General features: G+C 44.3%; 13 protein-coding genes, 1 tRNA gene and 1 rRNA gene. 11 read left to right on the forward strand and 4 right to left on the reverse strand.

Annotated features, from left to right (window positions below):
* The first annotated feature begins 160 nt into the window (after positions 1–160).
* The 4 genes from rrf to MSG37_RS08860 all read left to right on the forward strand — a co-directional run bounded on the left by rrf (position 161) and on the right by MSG37_RS08860 (position 1,442).
* Positions 161–276 (forward strand): 5S ribosomal RNA (gene rrf / locus MSG37_RS08845).
* Between the two features lie 95 nt (positions 277–371).
* A tRNA-Asp gene (locus MSG37_RS08850) sits at positions 372–448 on the forward strand.
* Between the two features lie 239 nt (positions 449–687).
* Entirely contained in the window at positions 688–939 is a 252-nt protein-coding gene (locus MSG37_RS08855) for a YkgJ family cysteine cluster protein (protein ID WP_248470257.1), read from the forward strand.
* A gap of 53 nt (positions 940–992) precedes the next feature.
* Positions 993–1,442, forward strand: coding sequence for an Rrf2 family transcriptional regulator (locus tag MSG37_RS08860; RefSeq protein WP_248470259.1), 450 nt, complete (start codon positions 993–995; stop codon positions 1,440–1,442).
* Here the strand turns inward: MSG37_RS08860 and MSG37_RS08865 are convergent.
* From MSG37_RS08865 to gpmM, 4 genes are read right to left on the reverse strand one after another with little or no spacing between them, the layout of a single operon-like run.
* Entirely contained in the window at positions 1,428–2,135 is a 708-nt protein-coding gene (locus MSG37_RS08865; protein WP_248470261.1) for a divergent polysaccharide deacetylase family protein, read from the reverse strand. The genes MSG37_RS08860 and MSG37_RS08865 overlap by 15 nt on opposite strands.
* A gap of 54 nt (positions 2,136–2,189) precedes the next feature.
* The gene (locus tag MSG37_RS08870; protein ID WP_248470262.1) at positions 2,190–3,395 is read right to left on the reverse strand and encodes a S41 family peptidase; all 1,206 of its coding nucleotides are present in this window, start codon (positions 3,393–3,395) and stop codon (positions 2,190–2,192) included.
* A gap of 33 nt (positions 3,396–3,428) precedes the next feature.
* On the reverse strand, positions 3,429–4,562 hold the full coding sequence (locus tag MSG37_RS08875) for a peptidoglycan DD-metalloendopeptidase family protein (protein ID WP_248470263.1): 1,134 nt from the start codon (positions 4,560–4,562) through the stop codon (positions 3,429–3,431).
* A 10-nt stretch (positions 4,563–4,572) separates the two neighbouring features.
* Positions 4,573–6,117 carry a 2,3-bisphosphoglycerate-independent phosphoglycerate mutase gene (gene gpmM, locus MSG37_RS08880; protein WP_248470264.1) on the reverse strand — a complete coding sequence of 515 codons (1,545 nt, stop codon included), beginning with the start codon at positions 6,115–6,117 and terminating at the stop codon, positions 4,573–4,575.
* Between the two features lie 237 nt (positions 6,118–6,354).
* On the opposite strand from gpmM, the gene MSG37_RS08885 reads away from it, so the two are divergent.
* The 7 genes from MSG37_RS08885 (at position 6,355) to MSG37_RS08915 (ending at position 26,058) form a co-directional block, all read left to right on the forward strand.
* Positions 6,355–6,789, forward strand: coding sequence for a rhodanese-like domain-containing protein (locus tag MSG37_RS08885; protein WP_028766646.1), 435 nt, complete (start codon positions 6,355–6,357; stop codon positions 6,787–6,789).
* Between the two features lie 229 nt (positions 6,790–7,018).
* Positions 7,019–7,504 (forward strand): protein-export chaperone SecB, encoded by a 486-nt coding sequence (secB, locus tag MSG37_RS08890; protein ID WP_012157402.1) that lies wholly within the window; start codon positions 7,019–7,021, stop codon positions 7,502–7,504.
* Positions 7,505–7,508: 4 nt separating this feature from the next.
* The gene (gene gpsA, locus MSG37_RS08895) at positions 7,509–8,528 is read left to right on the forward strand and encodes an NAD(P)H-dependent glycerol-3-phosphate dehydrogenase (protein WP_248470265.1); all 1,020 of its coding nucleotides are present in this window, start codon (positions 7,509–7,511) and stop codon (positions 8,526–8,528) included.
* 194 nt (positions 8,529–8,722) lie between these two features.
* Positions 8,723–9,907, forward strand: a complete 1,185-nt coding sequence (locus tag MSG37_RS08900) for an NAD(P)/FAD-dependent oxidoreductase (protein WP_248470267.1) — start codon at positions 8,723–8,725, stop codon at positions 9,905–9,907.
* Between the two features lie 343 nt (positions 9,908–10,250).
* A complete protein-coding gene (locus MSG37_RS08905) occupies positions 10,251–22,631 on the forward strand; it encodes an adhesin (RefSeq protein WP_248470268.1) in 12,381 nt (4,126 codons plus the stop codon).
* Positions 22,631–24,748, forward strand: a complete 2,118-nt coding sequence (locus MSG37_RS08910) for a type I secretion system permease/ATPase (protein ID WP_248470269.1) — start codon at positions 22,631–22,633, stop codon at positions 24,746–24,748. The genes MSG37_RS08905 and MSG37_RS08910 overlap by 1 nt, the downstream gene beginning before the upstream one ends.
* Positions 24,745–26,058 carry an HlyD family type I secretion periplasmic adaptor subunit gene (locus MSG37_RS08915; RefSeq protein ID WP_248470270.1) on the forward strand — a complete coding sequence of 438 codons (1,314 nt, stop codon included), beginning with the start codon at positions 24,745–24,747 and terminating at the stop codon, positions 26,056–26,058. The genes MSG37_RS08910 and MSG37_RS08915 overlap by 4 nt, the downstream gene beginning before the upstream one ends.
* The last annotated feature ends 3 nt before the right edge of the window (positions 26,059–26,061 follow it).

Genomic DNA, 26,061 nt, shown 5'->3' on the forward strand with positions numbered 1-26,061 from the left:
TGAGCTAACTTGTACTAATGACTCGTGAGGCTTAACCATACAACCCTGATGGGTTTTATGAGTTAACTATGTTTCTTGTAGAAACCAGAATTAGAATGAAGCACTTAATGTAGTGTGGACTCAATAAAGAATTTCAAGCTTTCCGAATTTACCCAATTTGTCTGGAAACCATAGAGTTGTGGCACCACCTGAATCCATTCCGAACTCAGAAGTGAAACGCAATATCGCCGATGGTAGTGTGGGGTCTCCCCATGTGAGAGTAGGTCATTTCCAGGCGCCTATTTAGATTTTCATCGAAAATCGAGTCTCCTAGCCCTGACAAGCTAGCGACTTTAAAAGCATTTAGCATCATGCGTAAGCACTTTGCTAAAGGAGCGGTAGTTCAGTTGGTTAGAATACCGGCCTGTCACGCCGGGGGTCGCGGGTTCGAGTCCCGTCCGCTCCGCCAACATTACGATAAGCCCTGCTAGCAATAGCAGGGCTTTTTCGTGTCTGTAATTTAGTAATATACAGCGATAAGCTCTTCTTGATTGAGTTTTTATGCAGTTATCTGCGGTTGGTAAATTGTATACACTGATCACGCTTCTACAATATCCTGTGTCACTTGCTGTATAGTATGTGACTTCGCACAACTCTCTGTTGCTTTATAGAGCTATAATACGGCTCGAATGTAAAAAGGTTTATAAGATGGATTGCCGTTTAGGTTGTGGTGCTTGCTGCATTGCGCCTTCTATTACTACACCTATTCCTGGTATGCCCGATGGTAAACCAGCCGGAGTACGCTGTATTCAGCTCAATGAGCAAAACTTGTGCAAGCTATTTGGTAAAGCTGAAAGGCCTGCTGTGTGTGGTCTCTTTGCTGCAACTGATGATGTATGTGGCAAAACAGATTCTGAAGCACTATGGCTAATAACTACGTTAGAAGCCGCAACAAATTAATGAAAGCTTAGTATAGAGCTTTATCTAATATTTATTTTACGGATTGTCGATTAATGCAATTAACTCGTTATACAGATTATGGTTTAAGAACGCTGATGTACTTAGCGTTAAACTCTGAAAGAGAATCACTGTTTCGTATCTCTGAGATAACTGAAGTATTCGATCTGTCTGCTAACCATATATCGAAAGTGGTTCATCACTTAGGTAAATTGGGCTATCTACAAACTGTGCGTGGCAAGAGTGGCGGCTTTAAGTTAGCTAAGCCTGCGTCTGAAATAAATATTGGTCAGGTGGTACGCTCACTTGAAAACTCTTTGGCACCGATTGACTGCACTAAACCTTACTGTTTGTTCACCCCTGCTTGTAAGCTTAAAGGCGTATTAGGTGAGGCGGTTAATGCGTATTTAGCCGTGTTAGATGGCTACACTTTAGAGATGATTGTGGCTAATAAGCCAGAGCTTAAAGCTTTACTGCCTGATCTTTCGATCTCAATCCTGCAATAATCTAGTTTCTTCTGCTGCTGTGGCAACACTTGGTTGTGGCAGCAAGTTTGATGCGTGCACCAATTGGATGTTCTCAGCATTCAACCTGAATAAGTTTGTGGTCAAAAATGCTATCGTTTCAGGGTAAGGGTGCGCGATAACCACTATTTGCTCTTTGGTTTTTGCGAGTGCAATTGCTTGTTTGAATTGCTTTTCTAAACCTGCCTTTGACTTATCATTATCTAGAAATATTTCTCTTTTCAATGAAGGTACACCCACTGAACGTGCAATAACGCCTGCTTGGGTATATTTCGTAGTTCTACTGTCTATAAAGTAAATGTCATGCTGTCGCAGCGACTCCATGACCCAGCGCATAGGTGTATCTAATTGGGTTAATAAGCTGCCCATATGGTTGTTTGCACCGGTCACATGAGGAACACTTTTGATAGCGTTGGCTATCTGTGTTTTTAGCTCGGTTTCGCTCATGGCATTGGTGAGCCCGCCGGGGCCAATGGCTTTGCCGTTTAGTGCCTGCATTGGTAGATGCACTAAAATTTCATTCCCTTGTTGATAAGCTTTTGAGGCTAGGGTTTTACCTAAAGGCGTGTGCGGTAATATTGATAAGGTAATATTGGCAGGCAAAGTAAGTACAGCCTTGTCTGATTGACGATATCCGATATCGTCAATAATGATGGCAATTTTGCTGGCGAACACACTAGTGCTTGGTAACAAGAATAATATTAATAGTAAAAAATAACGCACTGGTATTTAGTTTTCTGCCTTAATCCATGCAATTGCCGAGCTGACCAACTTATCTTGAGCAACAGACTCACGGAGTGAATTTGTTGCGATTATAGGCATACTTTCTTCATCTGATACAGCTTCGATTTCAATTTTTATATCTGGTTCAATACCTTTCGAGTGAATATCTTTACCATTAGGCGTGGTGTATTTTGCAATAGTGAGCTTTATTGCATTGCCATCCATTAGGGTTGGAATCAGACTTTGAATGGTACCTTTACCAAAACTGGTTTGGCCGATAACAGTTGCGCGTCCATTATCTTGCAGTGCCGCTGCCAATACTTCAGATGCTGATGCCGAGCCTTTGTTGATTAATACTGTAATAGGGATGTTTGCCGCCATGGTTTGCGGTGATGCGTAGTAATCTGAGTTTGCATCGAAGAATCGACCTTCGGTAGCAACAATGCGGCCTTTATCGAGAAACAGATCTGCTATGGTAATCGCTTGGTCAAGCAGTCCTCCAGGGTTGTTTCTCAGGTCGAGAATAATGCCGTTAAGCTCTGTTGATTGCCATGCTGATAATTGTTTAACAAGTTTCGGAGTGGTGTTTTCTTGAAAGCTGGATAGGCGAATGTAGCCTATTTTATTATCTAAAATTGCAGCTTCAACTGAATTAATCGCTATGATACTAGGCTGCAAAGTGACCGTGTAGGTATCTTTGCTATTGGCTCTAAGCATTTCTAGCTCAATGGGGAGCTTGTCATAGCTGTGCTGCTTAATTTGTTTTAGCAGACTTTCTAATTTCTCTGCTGTCACTAATTGGTCATTCAGCTTAATGACACGGTCACCGGGTTTAATTCCTGCAGCTGCTGCTGGAGATTCAGCAAAAGGCGTGACGATGGTAATCTGATCATTATCGGTTGCTATCTCGACCCCAAAGCCGAAGTACTCACCGTTATTTGATTCTTGTACGCTGGTAAAGCTCTGCTTGTCGAGGAAGCTTGAATAGGGGTCGAGCTTAAGAAAAATGCCTTCTATGGCGCCTTCTATTAACTCTTCTTCGGAAATCTTATCGACATAATAGGTCTCAATAGTGTCGATAACGTCCAGCAGCATAGGGTAATTGATACGTTGTTTATATTGTTGGCTATGCTCTTGGCCAACTAAGGTTAGCGATATGCCTAGTGCTAACCCCGCGAAAACGCAGCAAAAATAGCGTATATATTGTGTCATGGTAACCCCTTGCTTTATAAGGGGTTACTTGGTCTAACGTTTGCAATACCTTGCAGGATCGACAGCTTGCCCCTTGTGCCTTACTTCAAAGTATAGGCCAGGCTGAGTCTGTCCACCTGAACGACCGACTAAAGCTATCGATTCACCTTTGCTTACGGTGTCGCCAGCATTTTTAAGTAACGCTTGTGCGTGACCATAAAGGCTCATATATCCTTTACCATGGTCGACAACTAAAACCATACCGAAACCACGCAGCCAATCTGCATAAATAACCTTTCCGCCAGCAATGGCATTTACATTTTGCCCTTCAGCTGCGGATATGGTGACACCTTTCCACTTTACTTGACCTGAACGTCTACTACCAAAGGCTGATTTTATTCGCCCTTTAGTTGGCCACTTGAGTTTATGTCGGCTCGATAAGCCATCAAAAGAAGGATTATTCTTTGCAGCCGCCAATGCTTGCTTGATGACTTGCTTAAGACTGGCTTCTTCGATTTGTAACTGTTCCAGCATTGCACCGCTGCTGTTTAGTGTGCGTTGCAGCTGAGTAAGGGTATTTTGTCGCTGAGACTGCTCTTGGTTTAACTTTTTAGCCTGCTGCTGTTGTTCAAGTACAAGCTTGTTGAGTTTGCTTTGCTGCTCTCGTTGCTCGACTTGAATTTCATCAAGCTCTTTTAGTGTGGTTTGTAATTGGTTAATTGAGTCGATACGGGCGTTGTTTAAATATTGATAATAGGCCAGTAGTCGCTCGATACTTGCAGGTGATTGTTGATTTAACAGCATTTTGCTGTAATCGTGATTACCGGATAAATAGGCGCTTTGTAACTGATTCGATAACGATTTTTGCTGTGCAGACTTGAGTTTGTTCAATTGCACTTGCTTACTTTCTAGCTCAGTAATTTTTTTATCGGTCTGACTTAAGTCTTGTTTGGTGCGATTAACTCGAGTTGCCGCTTGCGCGATCGCTTTTTCATCCTCTTTTAGAAGCGAGACTAATCTTTCCCTTTGCTTATTGGTGTTTTTCACCTCAGATTGTTGCTTGTTAATCTGCGCTTGAATTGATTTAAGCTCAGATTGACGACGCTCGAGATCCGTGGCGTTAACCGCTAAAGGAAGTGATAGAAAGCCAGCAATTATGCTGGCTTTAATAAAAAATCGAATGTTCAATTGTTAACTATTACTCTTTGAGTTTAATTATCGAACGGCCTGTCATCTCTGCAGGTACGTCTTGTCCCATCAAGGTTAACATAGTCGGCGCTAAATCACTTAAACGGCCGCCATTTTCGATTTCTGCGTCACGTCCAACATAGATTAGCGGCACTAATTCGCTGGTGTGCGCAGTGTGCGCTTGCCCAGTAGATTCGTCGGTCATTTGCTCAGCGTTACCGTGATCGGCAGTTATTAAACACTCGCCGCCCACTTTTTCTAACGCTTCAACAACGCGACCAATACAGCTATCCACTGCTTCACAAGCCTTTACTGCCGCATCGAAATTACCAGTGTGACCAACCATGTCGCCATTTGGATAATTACAGATAATCACATCGTAATTAGTTGACTCAATAGCGGCGACTAACTTATCAGTGAGTTCTGCTGAGCTCATTTCAGGCTGTAAGTCATAAGTGGCGACTTTTGGTGATTGGATCAGAATGCGGTCTTCACCTTTAAACGGATCTTCTTTACCGCCGTTAAAGAAAAAGGTTACGTGTGCATATTTTTCAGTTTCAGAAATACGTAACTGAGTCAGATCGCGGTTCTGCAGCGTTTCACCTAAGGTATTAATTAAATCACTTGAAGGGTAAGCAATTGCAGTATCGATATCTGCTGCATATTCAGTCAGCATCACAAAGTTAACTTGAGGCGTAACCTTGCGTTCAAAACCAGCAAAGTCGGCATCAACAAAGCTACGAGTAATTTGGCGAGCACGGTCAGCACGGAAGTTCATGAAAATCAGTGCGTCATTATCTTCTAGTTTAGCGATGTTGCCTGCAGCATCAGGAATTGCAGTGCTGGCAACAAACTCGTCATTTTCATCGCGACTATAAGCCGCTTCAATTGCTTCTACTGCGTTCGCCGCTTGATGCAAGCTCTTACCTTCGGTAATTAGCTCGTAAGCTTGTGATACGCGATCCCAGCGGTTGTCACGGTCCATTGCATAGTAGCGACCGATAAGTGAGGCAATTTGGCCGGTACCTAGGTTTTTAAACAATTCGTCGAAATGAGCTAAACCAGACTTAGCGCTGCGTGGCGGTGTATCGCGACCATCAAGGAAAGCATGCAGGTAAACTTTTTTCGCGCCACGACTTACGGCTAGTTTGCACATGGCTTCAATGTGGTCTTGATGACTATGTACGCCACCTGGAGATAGTAATCCCATAATATGCACGGCGCCATCGGCTTTAATTGCCGCATCAACGGCAGCAGTTAGTGCAGGATTACTGTTGAACTCACCGTCTTCAATAGATTTGCCAATTCTCGTTAACTCTTGGTAGACAATTCGGCCTGAGCCAATGTTGATATGTCCGACTTCAGAGTTACCCATTTGGCCATCAGGTAGGCCTACATCTAAGCCAGAACCTGAGATTAAACTGTTTGGATATTTTGCATTTAACTGATCTAAAACCGGCGTTTTTGCGTGGAAAACCGCATTTTTTTGCGTGTTTTCACGGTAACCCCAGCCATCGAGGATCAGCAATGCCAACGGGCGTTTGCGTGTCGTCATGGTAGTACCTTTAAGTTTAAAAAATTAAGTTTGAAATCGGAATTGGTTAAATATTACTACCAATTAGCATGGTGCATAAAGACATTTACCAAGATTAGGCTTATCGAATTGCCCTATTGATGTTATTTGAGAGGTGTTGGAAAGCGCCTAGCGTGACTAACATTCTGTATTCTGCACCAAGCGATGGTATACTCTGTGCCCTCATTATATTTGGCCCAGAAAAGTAGGCAGTTAACGATGCAAGAATATATGGAATTTTTTAAAGCGAACCCGATGCTAAGTATTGCTTGGGTTGGTTTGTTTGTCGGACTTATCGTTGTGGTATTTAAGTCTAGTGTGTCTAAAGTGAAAAATGTTAATCATCAAGAAGCTACTTTGATGATCAACAAACAAGACGCCAAAGTCGTTGATGTACGCGGTAAAGAAGAGTTTAAGAAGGGCCACATCGTTGGTGCAATCAATTTACCACTAGCAGATATAAAAAATAATCAGCTTGGTAACCTTGAAAACGCAAAAGCGAGTCCCATTATAATGGTATGCAACGCTGGAATGACTTCATCTCAAGCTGCTCAGCTGATGGTTAATCATGGTTTTGAAAACGTGAATAACTTGAAAGGTGGTATGGGTGAATGGCAGTCAAATAACTTGCCTGTTTCAAAAAGTAAAAGATAGAAGTGTTAGCCTGGCCATTGATTTTTTGTTGAGTAATTGATTAGAGTGTTAACGCTTAACTTATTGTGGTTACCGGCATTGAACTGAGGGACGAGTTCCCTCCCAAAAAGCGTCTGTTGACTAAATAAATCAAAAACCGGGAGCGCAAATTGGATTGCCCAAGTTTGCCAAGCCCTGAGACTGGCTCTTTTGAAGTAGCCTCATTAACATTTTTTAAAGGTAGGATAGTATGGCTGAAGTAGCAAACAACGAACAACAAGGTCCACAATTCAACATTCAACGTGTTTACACAAAAGACATCTCTTTTGAAACACCAAACAGCCCAGCTGTTTTCCAAAAAGAGTGGAACCCAGAAGTTAAGCTTGATCTAGATACTCGCAGCAACAAACTATCTGACGACGTATATGAAGTAGTTCTGTCTTTGACTGTTACTGCTAAGAACGGCGAAGAAACTGCATTCCTATGTGAAGTTCAGCAAGCGGGTATCTTCGCTATCGCTGGCCTAACTGAACAGCAGCTAGCTCACTCTTTAGGTGCATACTGCCCTAACGTTCTTTTCCCATACGCTCGTGAAGCAATTGGTAGCCTAGTAAGCCGTGGTACTTTCCCACAACTAAACCTAGCTCCAGTTAACTTTGACGCACTATTTGCTCAGTATGTTCAACAGCGTCAAGCTGCTGCAGCTGAAGCACCAGCAGAAGAAGCTAACGCTTAATAGCATGAAAAACACTGCCGACATTACGGTACTGGGGGCGGGCTCTTACGGGACCGCCCTTGCCATTTCTTTAGCAAGCAATGGCCACAGAACCATGCTTTGGGGCCATGAACCCGAGCACATTGAAAACCTGAAAAATGACAAGTCTAACGAAGCATTTTTACCGGGTATTCCATTACCAGACTTACTAATCCCTGAAGCTGATTTAGCAACAGCACTGGCCGCATCTAACAATGTGCTAGTGGTGGTGCCAAGCCATGTTTTTGGATTGGTACTGACTCAAGCAAAACCGCTATTGCGTAAAGATTCGCGAATTGTATGGGCAACTAAAGGCTTAGAGCCCGAAACGGGCCGTTTAATTCAAGATGTTGCGCGTGAAGTGATTGGCGATGAGTTCCCGTTAGCTGTGCTATCTGGGCCAACTTTCGCTAAAGAGCTTGCTGCTGGTATGCCTACTGCAATTTCGATTGCGGGTACCGATCCACAGTTCACTAAAGACTTAGTTGAATTGCTGCATAGCCCTAAACGTTTACGTGTTTACGCTAACGACGACTTTATTGGTCTGCAACTTGGTGGCGCAGTTAAAAACGTTATCGCCATTGGTGCAGGTCTTTCTGACGGTATTGGATTTGGCGCCAACGCCAGAACAGCACTGATTACCCGTGGTTTAGTTGAGTTAACTCGACTAGGCGAAGCGCTTGGCGCTCAAGGCTCAACCTTTATGGGTATGGCTGGTCTAGGTGATTTGGTACTGACCTGTACCGACAATCAGTCGCGTAACCGTCGCTTTGGTTTAGCGCTTGGTAAAGGTTGTGATGTTGAAACGGCACAAGATGAAATCGGCCAAGTGGTTGAAGGCTATCGCAATACCAAAGAAGTCTACACGCTCGCTAAGCGTTTAGGCGTCGAGATGCCAATCACTGAACAGGTTTATCAAGTCTTGTATAAAGGCAAGTCACCGGTTGATGCAGCTAAAGAGCTACTTAGCCGTGAGCAAAAGTCAGAGACATCGTCGGCAGAATAGTATTTCAGCTATTAAACTGAATAACTAATACAGTTAATTAAAACCGAAGCCTAGCTTCGGTTTTTTGTTTTTGCAGTATTGAGCTACAGGCATAAGTACTTCCATGTACAAATAACAGTGTTAAAATAGCGCCCCTTTTATGCTCAAAACTTACCCCAGTTTTTGAGGCTAGCTACGTTTTTAGGAGTTATCGAGTGAAACATCATGACGTCATCATTATTGGAGCCGGAGCGGCAGGCCTTATGTGCGCCGCCTCTGCTGGTTACCGAGGCCGTGATGTATTAGTGCTAGATAACGCCAAACAAGCGGGGCGTAAAATTCTTATCAGTGGCGGCGGTCGCTGTAACTTCACTAATCAAAAAGTCGAACCTGCGAACTTTATCTGCGGTAATAGTCATTTTGTTAAGTCAGCCTTAGCGCGCTATCGCTCAAGTGACTTTATCGAATTGGTGGAGCGTCATGGCATCGAATATCACGAGCGTGATCATGGCCAGTTATTTTGTAACGACTCCGCTAAAGAGATCGTCACTATGCTGCTTACCGAGTGTGAGTGGGCTGGCGCGCAAATTAAATTACGTACTGAAATTAGTGACATCAGCAAAAATGCTGATGGTTTGTTTGAGTTAGTTACTGACAAAGAGCATTACACTTGTGAGTCGTTAGTGATTGCCACTGGTGGCTTGTCTATGCCAAAGCTAGGCGCATCGCCTTATGGTTATCACATTGCTGAGCAGTTTGGTTTAAAGGTGTTGCCTACTCACGCAGGTTTAGTGCCGTTTACTTGGCACAGCGATCAAAAGCAACGCTTTGAGCCACTATCTGGCATTGCGGTACCAAGCACTATCACCGCTAAAGATGGCACCCAGTTTAGCGAAGCGCTGTTATTTACCCATCGTGGTCTTTCAGGGCCTGCTATTTTGCAGATCTCAAATTATTGGAATCCAGGTGAAGTCATCAGCATTAACTTGCTACCGGGTGAAGATGTGCGTGCAAAGCTGCAATTTGTGTTAGTGAATAGCCCAAAGCAGAGTTTGCGTAATGCCTTGTCGCAATGGTTACCTAAGCGTCTAGTTGAAGTGCTATTTGCAGAGTCATTATTGAACAAAGCGCTTAACCAGTTAGTTCATGCAGAGTTAGAAAAGCTGGCGGTAGATCTTGAATCTTGGAGTCTAGTGATGAACGGCACCGAAGGTTACCGCACAGCAGAAGTCACTTTAGGCGGTGTAGACACTAACGAGCTATCTTCAAAAACCATGGAAGCTAAAACCGTTTCAGGTTTGTACTTTGTTGGCGAAGTTATGGACGTAAGTGGTTGGTTAGGTGGGTTTAATTTTCAGTGGGCTTGGAGCTCTGGCGTGGCTGCAGGGCAAGCTGCATAATTCAAATAATTGCGTTTTCAAATTTTTAGGCCAATTGAAGTTCATCCTTTAATTGGTCTTTTCTTTATATTCTTCTGCTTAATAAGCTCTGCCAATAAGTATAGCTAAATATTCAATTGTAGCTGTTAAATAAATACTCTTGTGCAAACTCCCAATTTGTTTTTTGTTAGATTTTCCTAACTTGTGGCTCTTGATTTAGCCCATGTCTTAATATTTTTCTTATTATTAATGTTGTTCAAGTGTTCTTAACTTGTAAATAGCAAGGTTGTGGATCAATACTGTGTTTACTGTCGATTAGTTGTGCGACTGCTTTTAGTGGCTGAAGTTAAAAGGATATTTACTGATGACAACTCTTGGTGCCGTGGTTATTTATTATGTAAAGCTTGATGATACGTATTGGGCTGTGACCGCTGATGGCCAGTGGGTGATGATTTTACCGCATCAGTTGCAAACGGATATACCAGTCCATAACCTACAATCAGAGGCTATCCAAGTCGATGATAATGGCAGTGAATATAGCTTTATTGATGGCATAAAAGTTATTATCCCTCAGAATGTTACTCAGTTAAGCACGATAGAAAATAATGCTGATCAGCAAGAACAAGATCAGCAGGACAGTCGTAATCAAAGTGATTCAGCGAGTGAACAGCAAGAGGGATTGAACTTAATTTATCAAGTTGTTCAATCTGATAACGACAGCGTTATTGCTGACTCCGGTTTTGCTACCCAAGGAGATCAACTTACATCCCAAGGTAATAACCAGTTTACTGCGAATCAGCTAGACACATTTATTCCTATCACTTTAACCGTTGAATTTATTGATATCGACGGTTACCTCAATCAGTTTGAAGTACCTAAAGTCATTTTATCTGGTAGCGCTATTAATGCTGCAGATGGCCAAATTCTAGAGCTAACCATTACTGATAGTCTTGGTTTGTCTCAAAGCTTTAGCGTGACAGCTTTTAATCAACAGTGGCAGCTTGATGCTGTTGATTTGCAGTCATTTGCAGAAGGAGAGCTTAACGCTGTTATTACTGCTGCAACTTATCCTGGTGAAGTAACCAGTGATACAGATAGTAGTATCAAAGACACATTAGCTGAGATCTCTATCGAAGTTGATACTGGTAACGACACTGTGCTTAATGCTCGCGAGATTAAGCGGGTCGATATGGAAGGTGTTGCCAAGAATATCGAAGATGGGCAAACCGTGACTATTACGGTAACTGATATTAATGGACTGCAGCTCACCTTCACCACAAGTGTATTAAATGGCTTGTGGCAACTTGAAAATAAAGACCTTTCTAGCTTAGCAGAAGGTCCATTGCAATTTACTGCCGATAGTATTGATGTGGCAGGTAACCCTGCAAATGGGCTAGATGAAGCTTATAAAGAGAGCCAAGCAGCGATTACTATCGCCGCTATCGATAGCGATGGTGTACTCAATCAAGTTGAAGCAGGACAATCAGTACTGGCAGGTGTTGTGCGTAATGTTGAAGATGGTCGCCCAGTTGAAGTATTTGTTACCGACATTAATGGCAAAACCTTGGTATTTAATAGCATCACCCGCAATGGCACTTGGCTGTTAGATGGATTAGACCTGTCGTCACTAGCGGAAGGTGAGCTAACCCTTAGGGCGATAACCTCAGACTTTGAGGGCAATATTGGCACCAGTACAAACACGGTGCTGAAAGATACCTTAGCCTCTGTCACTGTTGAGATAGTTGATAATGATGCGGTGATAAATAGCCAAGAGCTGCAAGCTGTTAAGGTGCAAGGCACGGTCAGTAACATTGAAGACGGTCAGACTATAACAGTTGTTTTAACTGATAGTCTTGGGAACGAGCGCAGCTTCACAACAATGGTTGTAGCTGGGGAATGGCTGCTTACTGATATTGATTTAACTGGATTTGCTGATGGTAGTCTAACCGCAACAGTATCGGTTGCAGATGCAGCAGGTAACCAAGCAACGGCTACAGATACTATCTCGGTGGATATCTTCGCTTCAATCACCATCGATGTTGATACCGGCAATGATACGGTGCTCAATGCGCGCGAAATGCTGCGCGTCGATATGTCTGGTGAAGTGACAGACATTGAAGATGGCCAAGTGGTGACAATCATCGTCATTGACAATACGGGCCAGCAATTACAGTTTATGGCGACTGTGATTAATGGTCGCTGGCAACTGCAAGATAAAGACCTATCTAGTCTTGCTGATGGTCCACTGACTTTTAGCGCAACCGCCACCGATCTCGCTGGTAATACAGCAAGTGCCACCGATGATGCCTATAAAGAAAGCCAAGCTGCGATAACGATTACCGCCATTGATAATGACGGTGTTCTTAATCAAACCGAAGTCGGTCAGTCAGTCCTTGGTGGCTTTGTTTACAACGTCGAAGATGGTCGTCCAGTCGAGGTGTTTGTTACCGACATTAACGGCAAAACCTTGGTGTTTAATAGCATTACCCGCAACGGCACTTGGCTTTTAGATGGATTAGACCTGTCGTCGCTGGCTGAAGGCGAGTTAACCCTTAGAGCGATAACCTCAGACTTTGAGGGCAATATTGGCACCAGTACAAACACGGTGCTGAAAGATACCTTAGCCTCAGTCACTATTGAAATTGTCGATAATGATGCGGTGATAAATAGCCAAGAGCAGCAAGCTGTTACGGTGCGCGGCACGGTCAGTAATGTTGAAGACGGTCAGGCTATAACCGTGGTACTCAGTGATGGCTTAGGCAATGAGCGTAGCTTTACAACGGTTGTAGTTGCCGGAGCATGGCAACTATCAGGTTTAGACCTAATAGGCTTTGCCGATGGCAGTTTAACCGCAACGGTCTCGGTTGAAGATGCCGCGGGTAATCTCGCAACGGCTACAGATACCATCGCAGTGGATATTCTTGCCTCGATTACCATTGATGTGGATACCGGAACCGATGCGGTGATTAATGCTGCTGAGATGGCAATGGTTGACCTATCAGGTACGGTTACTGATATTGAGGCGGGGCAAACGGTTACGGTAACAGTCACCGATATTGATGGTAAAACCTTAACTTTCACCACCATGGTCGTGGGATCGGGTTGGCAGATTGATGATGCAGATCTGTCGAGTCTAAGCGATGGAGCGTTAACCTTTTCAGCCAGTGCAGCCGATGTGGCGGGTAACGTGGTTGATGCTACCACGAGTGCGGATAAAGATAGCTTAGCCAGTATCACGGTTGAGATTATCGATAATGATGCGGTGATTAATAGCCTAGAGCAGCAATCGGTAACAGTGCGCGGCACGGTCAGTAATATTGAAGATGGCCAGACTGTTATAGTCAAACTCAGTGATGGCTCAGGCAGTGAGCGGAGCTTCACAACGGTTGTGGTTGCTGGGGAATGGCAACTATCAGGTTTAGATTTAACAGGCTTTGCTGATGGCAGCCTAACCGCAACAGTATCGGTTGCAGATGCCGCAGGTAATCAAGCAACGGCTACAGATACCATTAATGTTGATATTCTTGCCTCGATTACTATTGATGTTGATACCGGCAATGACACAGTTCTCAATGCACGAGAAATGCTGCGAGTCGATATGTCTGGTGAAGTGACAGACATTGAAGATGGTCAAAGAGTATCAATTACTGTCACTGATAATGCGGGCCTGCAATTACAGTTTATGGCGATTGTGATTAATGGTCGCTGGCAACTGCAAGATAAAGACCTATCTAGGCTCGCTGATGGTCCACTGACTTTTAGCGCTAGCGTCACCGATCAAGCAGGTAATACAGCAAGTGCTACCGATGATGCCTACAAAGAAAGCCAAGCTGCGATAACAATTACCGCTATTGATAATGATGGCGTACTTAATCAAAGCGAAGTCGGTCAGTCAGTGCTTGGTGGCTTTGTTTACAACGTCGAAGATGGTCGTCCTGTTGAAGTGTTTGTTACCGACATTAACGGCAAAACCTTGGTGTTTAATAGCATTACCCGCAACGGCACTTGGTTGTTAGATGGATTAGACCTGTCGTCGCTGGCGGAAGGCGAATTAACCCTTAGAGCGATAACTTCAGATTTTGAGGGCAATATTGGCACCAGTACAAACACGGTGCTGAAAGATACCTTAGCCTCGGTCACGATTGAAATTGTCGATAATGATCAGGTGATAAATAGCCAAGAGCAGCAAGCTGTTACGGTGCGTGGTACGGTCAGTAATATCGAAGATGGTCAGACGGTTACAGTTATATTCAGTGACGGCTCAGGCAACGATCGTAGCTTTACAACGGTTGTAGTTGCCGGAGCATGGCAACTATCAGGTCTAGATCTATCAGGCTTTGCTGATGGCAGTTTAACAGCAGTGGTATCGGTTGCTGATACCGCAGGTAACCAAGCCACAGCTACAGATACTATCGCGGTGGATATTCTGGCCTCAATTACCATTGAGGTTGATACCGGAACGGATGCGGTGATAAACGCTGCCGAGATGGGGCTCGTTGATCTATCGGGCATAGTTACTGATATTGAGGCGGGGCAAGCGGTTAGGGTAACTGTCACTGATATTAATGGTAAAACCTTAACTTTCACTACCATGGTCGTGGGAGCGGGTTGGCAGATTGATGATGCAGATCTGTCGAGTCTAAGCGATGGAGCGTTAACCTTTTCAGCCAGTGCAGCCGATGTGGCGGGCAATGTGGTTGATGCGACAACCAGTGCGGATAAAGATAGCTTAGCCAGTATTGCAGTTGAAATTGTTGATGATAACGGCCTTATAAATACTGCAGAGTCAAAAGATGCAACTTTAGCTGGCACAGTGATTAATATTGAAAATGGTCGCCCCGTAGTGATTACTGTTACTGATATCAATGGCAAAACCGTAACCTTTAACAGCGTGGTAGTTAACGGAGCTTGGCAGGTTGAAAATGTCGATTTATCAGTATTTGCAGACGGTCAGCTATCGTTACAAGCAACTAGTTCAGATCTGGCTGGTAACCCCGCGATTGCAAATAATACTGCAGTTTTAGATACGCAAATTAGCATTGATATCGATACAGGTGCAGATGGATTTGATGCTGCATTGTTTATATATGGTGTACAAAAATCACTGAGCGGGACGACAACCGGAGTCGAGGCAGGGCAGACAGTCGTTTTAAACCTTTCTGATGGCGTCAATACTCTAAGCTTTAGCGCAGTTGTAGCTGCTGATGGTAGTTGGCTATTTGATAATATGGACGTGGCGGGATTAAACCGTCGGGCATCTTGGAGTCTAGAGGTTACCGCTACCGATCTTGCGGGCAATAGTGCAACCGATAACATGCCAACGCTGTTGGTGCCGGATATCGCCTCGCTTTATGAGGTCCTGCTTAACGTAAGCTCTAGTACCAGTGTTGTGGTGCCGATTGATATTTTTGATGCCGATATCAGCATTACTGCTGAGCAAAGTCGCTTATTGCTGCTGACTTCAGAAGGTCAAGCACTCAGTATTAATGTTGCTGCCGATGGCCAGTCATTCGTGCTTACCCGTGATGGTGACGGTAAAGTGGTGATGACAGCGAGTTTGTCAGGCACAGACTTGAATGTTCGTTTGTTCCAGCCAATGGATGAACTCAACAATAAAAATGTACTTAGTTATATCCGTCTAAGCGGGCTGCAAATCGATGCAGACGGTACCTCAGAACAAATCATTACCTACGCAGTGTTGAATATTCGCGATTCAAGAGCCTTTGCTTTTGATGATCATGCGTTTGTGGTCGAAGATACTGTTGCTGTTGGTTCTTTATTGGGTAATGACTACACCGTAGAGGGGCCGCTTACCGTTACCTCAATAAACTATAATGGCATCGACTATCCCGTGACGGCTGGCGCAGCTGCGGTGATTAATACTCCGCAAGGGGTGATTACCATTCAGCCTAATGGTAGTTGGAGCTTTAGTGTCGCTGATAACCTGAATAATTCGGTATTACAAGAAGTTGAGCTGGTCTATACCGTGGTTGACGTGGATGGTAGTAGCGCTAGTGCCAATGCCACATTCACGGTTGCCGATGGTGCTGCCGGTAGTATGGCTGATGTAATAGGGGCGAATACTGAAGCTGATATTGATGCTGGGGTGCAAAGCACTTCGAAGACGTTCACCGTTACAGCAGGTTCAGACACTTTAATCGCCGATTCTATTCGATTCACCGCATTAACGCCGTTCCAATTAGCGAATCTTGGTTTAATGAGCAACGGGGTTGCACTTAAATTTGAATTGTCGAATAACGGTAAAACCTTAACCGCGAAAACAGATAATGCAGCAGCTACGGTAGTATTTAGCATTACGTTATCGGCTAGCAATACTGGTGATGACTTAAGCGTGGATGCAGTCTTTAGTCAGTCAGCACCGTTGGATCATTTATCTAATGATCTGATTGAAATTATCACTCAAGTTACCGCCACCGATTTAGACGGTACTGATATCACTCAGGGCAATCTAACTTGGCAGGTAAGCGATGGAAATTCACCTGCATTAGCCAACATTAGTCAGCTTACTTTCGATGAAAATAACTTAATCGGCAGTGCCATTGTTAAAAATGGCAGCTTTGATGTACTGGTGGGCAGTGATGCTGTTGCTTCTGTTGGTTTTGCCGCTTTGGGGCTACAGCCAAAGTTAACGGCTGGTGGCGAGACTATTCAATACCAAATCAGTGCTGATGGTTTAACGCTGACAGGGCATACCGGCGATGTTAATTCACCTGTGTTTGTTATTGAGCTAAGTGAAACATGGAGCGCAACTAGCGACAGTATTAATCAAGCTTATAGCTTCACCCTGTATAAAGCGTTTGACCAAACCTTAAGTGAAGATATCGACTTTACCCTGTCGGTGGCAGATTTTGATGGTGACTCATCGAATGCAACCTTAACGGTTACCGTACAAGATGCTGACGCCGCAACGATAAACGATATCAATTTAAGCGTTAGTGAGATCCCAAGTATTACCGCATTCGATAATACTGCAACGGGCTCTTTTAATATTACTGCGAGTAAAGATCCTATTATCGATATTAGCTTTAATGTTACTGATGGCAGTGAAGTAAAAAATGCGGCGGGTATAACCTTAACTCAAAATGGTTCAGCGCTTTACTGGGTGGTGAAAGATGGCGGCGCCTCGCTTGATGCGGTAACTGCAGACGGGGTATTGGTCTTTACCATGAGGTTACCAACCAATATTGATATTAGTGCTGAGACCAGTGGCACTGTTGAGCTCGATTTTAAATTAGTTAGCGCTATTGATCATTTAGGTGCGGCTGACGTCTTAGATACTCTAAACGTGATGGTAAATATTCGCGATAGCGATAATACCGTGTCATCAGCAGAGGTCTCAGTAGCTATCTACGATGGTCAAAATGCAATCCTACCCAATGCGCTACAGCTTAATATTAACGAAGGTAACCTGACCACAGCCAATCCTATCTCCACAAGTGAAGTGCTTTCAACGTCTTCAGGTAGTGACAAAATAACCGAAATTACCCTGACCGATAGTTTTAGTTTTGGCAGCGTCTTTAGCGGCGGTGAAAAAGTCATTCTTAATACAACGGCAAACAGTAACGGTTGGTATGTGGCGACAACTGAAACTGGCGGCGATAAGGTATTTCAGATCCGTTTCAATGCTAATGGCAAAGTTGAATTTAGGCAGTTTAAGGCGCTGGATCACGCCAATGCTAATGGCGAAAACTCATTAGACTTAGTATTTGAAGTTAATGCAATTGATGCTGATAACGATAAGTCTGCAGCGCAAACTATCACTGTGACAGTTAAGGATGATATTCCAGAAGATACCGCCAAAACATTAGAGTTCTTTGAAAGCAATGGCGATGTATATAGCGTACAAATGTTCTCGGTAGCACAGCAAGGTGCTGATGGCGCTAAGGTTACAGGGATTACATACAAAGGCGTTGCTTATGCCGTTGGCGCGACAATCGAATTATTCACTGACGCTAATCCTGTAGCGGTTAAATATGGTGAGCTGGTGGTAGATGAGAATGGTCTCGCAACGGTGACCACTTTTGAGTTTGCTTACAATGAACAGCAATTTAATGAAGATGTATTGCTACAAATTACCGATGCTGATGGTGATATAGCAACAGACACCCTAACCATAATTGCCAAAGATGCTGAGGGCTCTGTCGAGGTCTTTAATACACAATTTATTGAAGACGCCAATACCATTTTTGGTGTTGAAGCTAGACCGGGAGACATCGACGAAAGCGAATTTGTTGTCAGCATGATATTCGATGCCGCTGCGTTACAGGGCGGTATATTAATGCTGGATGGCGTAGAGGTGCCGAAGGACGCCGATGGCAATTATATCTTGTCTATTTTAAATGGACTGTTAACTGAAGACCTTTTGACGCGGGTGGCAATTCCTAACGGCGATTTAAGTTATCAGCCAATAGAGGATGGCTCAGATGCAACAGCCAGTGCGGCATTTGTCATAACGGTAAATATTACCGGTAAGCCGCCGATCACCACTACAGTCCCAATTACTGTGGAATCTGTGGCTGATACGCCAACTTGGGATGCCGACAGTGAATTTAGTTATAGCGTTAATGAAGACGCCGATAGCTTCAATATCAATGTGAGTGCAAGTTCTGTCGATGAGACTGGTGTTGATCCTCAGGGCTCTGAAACTGTTAGCTATATTATCGACAATATCACCGCTGGCTTAACACTGAGCGCAATTGGAGTAACAATAACTTCAGGAATGACTATTAGCCAAATGCAACTAGATAACCTAGTGGCTAAAGTGGGTGACAATCTAGCAGGAAAATTTAGCTTTACTGTGCAAGCAAAAACCACAGAAAGTGATAATAAAGATAGCGCACTAAGTAGTGTTGAGACGGTGACAATTGCCGTTGTGCCGATTGCTGATAAGCCAACCCTGACAACCCAAAATATTCGTAGTGATGAAGATGCTCCCATCCTGCTTAGTTCTGTCGTTTCTGGAACACTAACTGATACTTCTGGTTCAGAGTTCTTAAGCTTTGAATTTACCTTGCCCGATGGTTGGTCGATAGATGCGCCTTCAGCCAGCTTTAATGGCAGTGTCTGGACTGTGTTGGCCTCAGAGGTTGATAGCGGTGCGGCCAAGCTTATCCCCGCAGATGACGTAAGCTCGGCTAATTTAGGTCCATTCTCTATTTCGGTTAAAAGCTTCGCAACTGAAACATCACAAGATGGTGTTGATCCTGCCGATGGCGTTATTCATCCTAACCCTAGGTACAGTGATGTAAGTACAGTTACTGTAACCTTAACGGGAGTGGCGAATGACCAGCCAGTAATTAATGCAGATGCCAGTATATGGGCGATAGACAGTGCTACTGGGGTTATCTCAAATGTGGTGGCATTTAATGAAGATGAAAATATCGCACTAGACTTTACCATTGTAAGTTCTGATGACGATGGGTCAGAGTCGCTAGACTTGCGCATAACAGGTTTACCTGAAGGGGTTATCTTTGTCGATTCAGCAGGTAACGCGGTTAACCTTCCGGTAGTTGATTTTATTAATAATCAGCCAGTATATGGCGTGTCAGCTTCACTGCTGGCCACCTTAAGTTTACAACCAGCGAGTGACTTTAGTGGCCAGATTAGCCTGAGTATATTCGTGCAAAGCACAGAGCTCGACGGTGACTCTGCTGATTACGAACTAACGTTAAATATTGATATCGCTCCTGTCATCGATGCCAATGCAACTTCTTTAGCCACAGTCAGTTACGGTTATGAAGATCAAGCCATTCCTCTCGATTTTACGCCTAATTTAAATGCTGACTTAGACGGTAGCGAAACCGTTACCGGGTTGATTATTCCTTTCCAAGGTGCCGATGGATTCATTTTAACCTTGGATGGAGCGCAAGTAAGCATACCAGCAGGTGGCTTAGATGTTACAACCTTGCTCGATAGTACCAGCCCCACTTTAGAAGCACTACTTAACTCCGGTCGTTTAGCGGCGGTGCCGCCACAAGATGCCGATGGCAGCTTCTCTTTTACAATTAGTTATCAAATCACCGATACCTCAGAAACCGGCACTGTGGTGAGTGAATACATTGCTACTGAAATAACGGTAGTAGTGGATGCTGTGGTTGACTTAACTACCCATTTGCAAAGTGAGCAAGGGTTGTTGATTAGCACCGATGGCAATGCGATTGATTTAACGGGTCAAGGCTTGTTCTTTGATGGTGATATTGATGGTTCTGAAGTATTAGATTATGTGGTTATTACCGTGCCAAGTGGTGACGGTTGGTATGTCTATCATCCAAACGGGGCAATTGATGACGGCGATGGGCGTTGGATTATTCCTGTAAATGGCATGACGAGTGATACCGTGCAGGAGTACGCGTTAGATCTGCTTGCAGGTGCCACAATCATTAGTGAATTTGCCACAGGTGTAGAGCAAATAACGGTAGAGGCTAGAGTACTAGACCGTGACGATGCCGAGATCATCAGCACTAGTTTTGAGGTGCAGTTTACTCAAGGCGCTGGCACGAGTCAGGCGACGGCAGTTGGTCAATTACAGATTAACCCAGCAGATGCTATTGAAGACACCACTATCGATTTTTCTGGTCACCTAAACCAAGTGCTTAGTGGTGATAACAACGATCTGATTAGTTTTAGAGTGCTGGCGTCAGATTTACCTGAGGGTGGCTATTTTACCGGTAGCGATGTTACCGCTGTTTATGATGCCAGCGGCGAAAATATTATCGAGTTTGTGTTTACTTCCGCTTCGCTCGGCAATTTGAAACTCCACAATATCAGCGAAGATTATGCTGGTGAGTTGACTATTCCTATTCGAATTATCGCCACCGACACCGTAAGCGGCGACACCAAAATTGATGACAGCCAAAGCCTAGAAGTCGAGATTACACCTGTCGCAGACGGCGTTGAACTCATCGTAGCCAATAGGGTGATGCAAGAAGATGCACCTATCCCATTGGGCATTAGCTTGGTATTTGATGACCCTGATGCAAGCCCAACAACGGGTGGCTCAGAGCAAATTCTATTTGGTGACAGCAATAACCCTATCACTATTACCTTGCTTGATGGCGGTGCAATAAATGATATAACCGGGCTTTGGTCATTAAAGGCTGGTACTACCGACATATGGGAGTTTACCGGCAGCACTATGGCCGCGTTGAACTTGTCTCTAGGCTTGTTAGAGTTTGTGCCAACAGAGCATTTAAGCGGTGATTTTAGGCTCAAGTTGTCAGCAACAAGCCTAGATACAGCAAGCATCAATGGCGTAGATGTTACTGACCAATCTCCATTTGAAAGTACCTTTACGATAGAGGTTACTCCTGTTACCGATGCGGCAAACTTACCCAGTGATACGCAACTCTTTACTGGTCAAGAGGACAGCTTGATTGCGCTATCGGGATTGGATATGAGCAGTCTCGGTTTGATTGACCAAGATGGCTCAGAGGTTATTTACCTTACGATTCAAGGTGTACCGACTGGTGCTGTGTTGTATTTTCAAGATGGTGCCAACTTAGTGCAACTGCCTAACGAAGGTAAAGATGGTGGCAGCTTTAACGGTTCGCCTACCTTTTCTTGGGCTGTCACCCCAGCTCAGCTCGCAGGACTGGTGCTGCAAGCTCCATTAGATTTCAGTGGTGATATTCCACTATCGATTCAAGCCATTACTCAAGAGTTGGGGACCGCTGATTTTGTTACTTCAAGTGCAGACATCGTTGTTGGCGTGTCGCCTGTTGCCGATGGTATTGAAGTGATTACTGCGCCCGAAAGCCAATACACAAGCCTTGAAGATGAAGTCATTAACATCGACCTTAATGCCAAAATTAATGAGTTCGATGCTACAGAGCTTATCTCGGTCAAAGTCATTATCAGCTCGGCAGATGCCTCGGCACTCGTTGGGCTTGAAAGTATTAAAATTGGCAGTAGTTTGGTGTCATTGCAATACGATGCTGCCAATAACAACTATTTTGCTGTGGTGACAGCCGTGAGCCCTGTTACACAGTTACAGATTTTTCCTGGCGATTTAGCTTTTGGCACTTTAGATGTGCAACTGGAACTTACCTCTATCGACACAGCTGTGGTGCTTGGTAGTGTTGAAACAGCTACGAGCACTGCAGAAGTGCTTAATTTTGAAGTTGAAATTACGCCTGAGGTGGATGCGCCAGTGTGGACTCAAATTGGCGATATCACTGCGAATGACGTTAATAACGTCGCCTTAAATTTAGGCATAAGTTTACAAAATCCGGCGATGAACGAGTCAGGAATACTCACGATTTACGGTGTACCTGATGGGATGACGCTATCCGCTGGTAGCCAAAGTGGTGATAAATGGGTGGTTAATTTCATTGATGTTGGCTCCTTAAAAATTATAGGTGCTCAAGATGGAGATTCATTTGATTTAACCTTAGATCCAACCGCTGTGTTGGGTACCGATACTGCAGCAGGTGACGTTGAAGTGATCACCGTAACCGTTGATGCCATGCCAACCTTCTTCTCACCTTTCACAGCGATAAGAGCGTTTAGTTTAGAAGATGAAATGCGAATGGAGGAGATGTTTGAGCATAAAGAAAACTTTAGAGAAGCCATGCTGGCTAATGCCATCAAACAAAGCCTTGAGCAGAATAATGAGCCACAGCCGTTAGCGTCTAATCAACATTCAGAATATGAATACGGCAGCCTGCCTAATGATGCGATATCTCGCCTTGAAGAAGATATGGCGTTACTGAGTCAGCAGCCATGATGAATAATAAGATCGATGTGCTTGCTAACGTTATTACGGAACTTTGTCAGCGCCTAGGGCTAGCATGCTCTGAGCAGATGCTATTTAGCCAATTGCTGGCTAAACCTGGCGGACTAACCAGTAGTGAATTGGTACAAGCCTGTAATAATGTAGGTATTGAGGCGATAGAGCAAAAGTTAACACTCGCTAAAATGGCCTTACCAGCCATCGTATTTTCCAAGCTAGATGTGCCGGCTTTATTAGATAAAAATGCCGCGGGTGAATGGCTGTTATTGAGCGGTGATGGTCAGCAAACCATTATTAGTTCGGCAGAGTTTAAGGCTGACTATCATCAAGATAGTTGGCACGTTAAGCGTAAACTGGTTACAGATGCTCGAAGCGAAGAACATCATTTTAGTGTTAAGCGTCATTGGTTATTAAGCGCTTTTGATGAGGTTAAACCATTTTACGGCAGTTTTTTGCTGGGCTCATTGGCCATTAATATTTTAGCGCTGGTCACGCCACTGTTTACCATGAATGTGTACGACCGCGTTGTGCCCAATCAAGCTATAGACACGCTTTGGGTGTTAGCAACGGGAGCCAGTTTAGCTATTCTTTTTGACTGGCTACTTAAGCAAGCCCGTACTCGTTTAGCCGATGTAGCGGGTAAGCAAGTTGATATAAAGATGTCGAATATCTTGTTTGCTAAAGTGCTCGGTATGCGGCTAGAAAATCGGCCCGCCTCAGCGGGGGCTTTTGCTAAACAACTGCAAGAGTTCGATAGTATTCGCGATTTTATTACCTCAGCGACTTTAGTTACCGCCGTAGATCTCCCCTTTACCTTACTGTTTTTAGCCTTAATTGCTTGGCTAGGCGGTTACATGGTTTTAGTACCTTTAGCCTGCATGCTATTGCTGTTAATCATAAGTTTTGTGATGCAGAAAAAGCTGATGGCAACGATTGAGCAGACTTCACAGCTTGCTACTCAGCGCCAAGCTCACCTAATCGAAACCTTAAATTTGCTAGTAGAAACCAAGCAAAACAACGGTGAAGCTAAAGCACAGCGAATTTGGGATGACACAGTAAGTAGTTTGGCTGACTGGCAAAACGAATCGCGTATTGCTTCAAACACTTTAAACCATAGTGTGATGAATAGTCAGCAACTCGTCACCATAGGCCTAATTATCACAGGTGTTTATCAGATCCATGCGGGTAATTTAAGCATGGGGGGCTTGATTGCCATCGTGATGCTGAGCGGTCGAGCAGGCAACGCTATTAATCAAATTTCAATGTTGCTACTTAAGTTTAAACAAACACAATCAGCCATGACGGCGGTGAGTTCTATTCTTGAACTTCCACAAGAGCAGTATTTTGCAAGTCAGCCAAGCACAGCTGTTGGTTTTAATGGCTCAGTGTCGCTGCGTGATGCCAGCTTTACTTATCCAGACCAGCCACTACCAGCGTTTACCGAAGTGAATTTAGAGATAAAACCCGGCGAGAAAATAGGTTTGCTGGGGCCAGCGGGTGCGGGTAAATCGAGTTTGTTATCAATCCTTGCTGGGCAATATCAGCTAAGCAGTGGTCAGCTGTTTTACAACAGCTTAGAAGCGCGTCAGTGGTCGGTGAGCGATATTCGTGAGCATGTAGCTTGGATGTCGCAGCAACCGACTTTGGTCTACGGCAGCGTGTTAGATAACTTGTTATTCGGCTTAAAAGGCATCGATGAAAACTTGCTCGCCAATACCATTATTAGCTCTGGTATCGACAAACTTATGGATCGTTTAGGCAGTGGGCTCGACAGCCAAGTGGGTGAGTTTGGTCGCCAGTTATCAGGTGGTCAGCGCCAAGCTATCGCTCTTGCTCGAGTGTTATTACGCCAACCCAAGTTACTGCTACTCGATGAGCCAACCAGCGCAATGGATGAACGCTCTGAAAATCAAATTATCGCGTGTTTATCGCAAGTTGAAACCTCAATGGTGATCGCTTCCCACAACCCAAGACTTCTTAGCCTATGCGATAGGATTTTAGTGGTAGATAAAGGCCGTATCACTATGGAGCAAACACCCGCTGAAATGAATCAGCGTGGGAAAAGCCGTATTAAAGTGGTCAATGTGCGCCAAAAAGGGGATGCCAAATGAGCGGGCGTTTGCACATCAAACATCTAGAGGGCGCCAAACGGGCAAATCAAGTGATTTTGCTGGTAGCAGCACTGATCGTGGTCACCATTGTTTGGGCGTCTTTTGCCAAACTTGAAGAGGTGGTTGTTGGCGAGGGCAGAGTGGTGCCAACCCAAGCTGTACAGCAAATCGAAAGTCTAGATGGCGGGATCTTAAAACAAGTTTTAGTTAAAGAGGGTGAAACCGTTAAGGCTGGCCAACCATTACTTATTTTAGATGAGCTACGCTTTGCCTCCGCTTTTGATGAAGCCAGTATTCAGTCTGCGGCATTGCAAAGACAAAAGGCGCGTTTAGATGCTGAAATTGCCACTGTGGTGATTGATGACGCTGCCGATTTTTGGCGAGATAAGGTATCGATTGATGTTGTGGCAATTAGTGCTACCGATGTCGCGGTGAGCAGTCGTTCAAAAGCCATATTTAGATCGCGTTTGTCGCAGTTGTCTTCGCAATTAGAGCAATCTGCACAGGTGATAGAGCAAAAAATACAAGCCATTGAAGAGGCTAGGATTACTACACAGGCGCAGTTAAGTGGCCTTAAATTGGTTAAGCAAGAAATCGTCATGACTCGCGCTGCGGTGCGCGATGGCGCGGTGGCAGAATTAGAGTTATTAAAGCTAGAGCGAGATGAAATTCGCCTTAAAGGTGAGTTGTCGGCGTCAAAGGCCAATGGCCGTCAGTTGCAAGCGGCACAAAGCCAAGCTGAAGCTGAGTACTTGACTGTAGCACTAGACTTTTTGAGTCGTGCTGAGGCCGAGCGAAATGAGGTGGTCAATGAGCTAAATGCGTTGACCGAAAGTATTAAAACACTGGCCGACCGTTTAGCGCGTACAAAAATTGTTTCGCCAATAAATGGCAATATAACCAATATATTATTACGCTCAATAGGAGCGGTAGTAGAACCTGGCGAGTCGATTATGGAGGTGGTTCCTCAAGATGGCGCATTGATTGTAGAGACCCGCATCGCCCCCAAAGATATTGCATTTGTACACACAGGACTCAAGGCGACCGTTAAATTTACCGCTTATGATTTTGTTATTTACGGTGGGCTAAAAGGTGAAGTTATTTATGTGAGCTCGGACGCTCAGCAGCTAGATGACGGCACTACCTACTTTGAAGCCCATGTTAAAACCGAAGAAAACGTACTTAATGGCTGGCCGATTATCTCGGGTATGCAAGCCAGTACCGACATACTAACCGGTGAGAAAACTGTTTTAAATTATTGGCTAAAGCCTCTATTACGCGCTAAAGCGAATGCACTTCGCGAACCATAAGGT

The organism is Shewanella sp. 1CM18E (genome assembly GCF_023161665.1).
Lineage (GTDB): Bacteria > Pseudomonadota > Gammaproteobacteria > Enterobacterales > Shewanellaceae > Shewanella.

Excerpts from the sequence above, each read along its gene's own strand:
- MSG37_RS08910 (WP_248470269.1), top strand. The coding sequence starts at position 22,631 with ATGAATAATAAGATCGATGTGCTTGCTAACGTTATTACGGAACTTTGT.
- secB (WP_012157402.1), top strand. The coding sequence starts at position 7,019 with ATGGCTGAAGTAGCAAACAACGAACAACAAGGTCCACAATTCAACATT.
- MSG37_RS08905 (WP_248470268.1), top strand. The coding sequence starts at position 10,251 with ATGACAACTCTTGGTGCCGTGGTTATTTATTATGTAAAGCTTGATGAT.
- MSG37_RS08915 (WP_248470270.1), top strand. The coding sequence starts at position 24,745 with ATGAGCGGGCGTTTGCACATCAAACATCTAGAGGGCGCCAAACGGGCA.
- MSG37_RS08860 (WP_248470259.1), top strand. The coding sequence starts at position 993 with ATGCAATTAACTCGTTATACAGATTATGGTTTAAGAACGCTGATGTAC.
- MSG37_RS08885 (WP_028766646.1), top strand. The coding sequence starts at position 6,355 with ATGCAAGAATATATGGAATTTTTTAAAGCGAACCCGATGCTAAGTATT.
- MSG37_RS08855 (WP_248470257.1), top strand. The coding sequence starts at position 688 with ATGGATTGCCGTTTAGGTTGTGGTGCTTGCTGCATTGCGCCTTCTATT.
- gpmM (WP_248470264.1), bottom strand. The coding sequence starts at position 6,117 with ATGACGACACGCAAACGCCCGTTGGCATTGCTGATCCTCGATGGCTGG.
- gpsA (WP_248470265.1), top strand. The coding sequence starts at position 7,509 with ATGAAAAACACTGCCGACATTACGGTACTGGGGGCGGGCTCTTACGGG.
- MSG37_RS08870 (WP_248470262.1), bottom strand. The coding sequence starts at position 3,395 with ATGACACAATATATACGCTATTTTTGCTGCGTTTTCGCGGGGTTAGCA.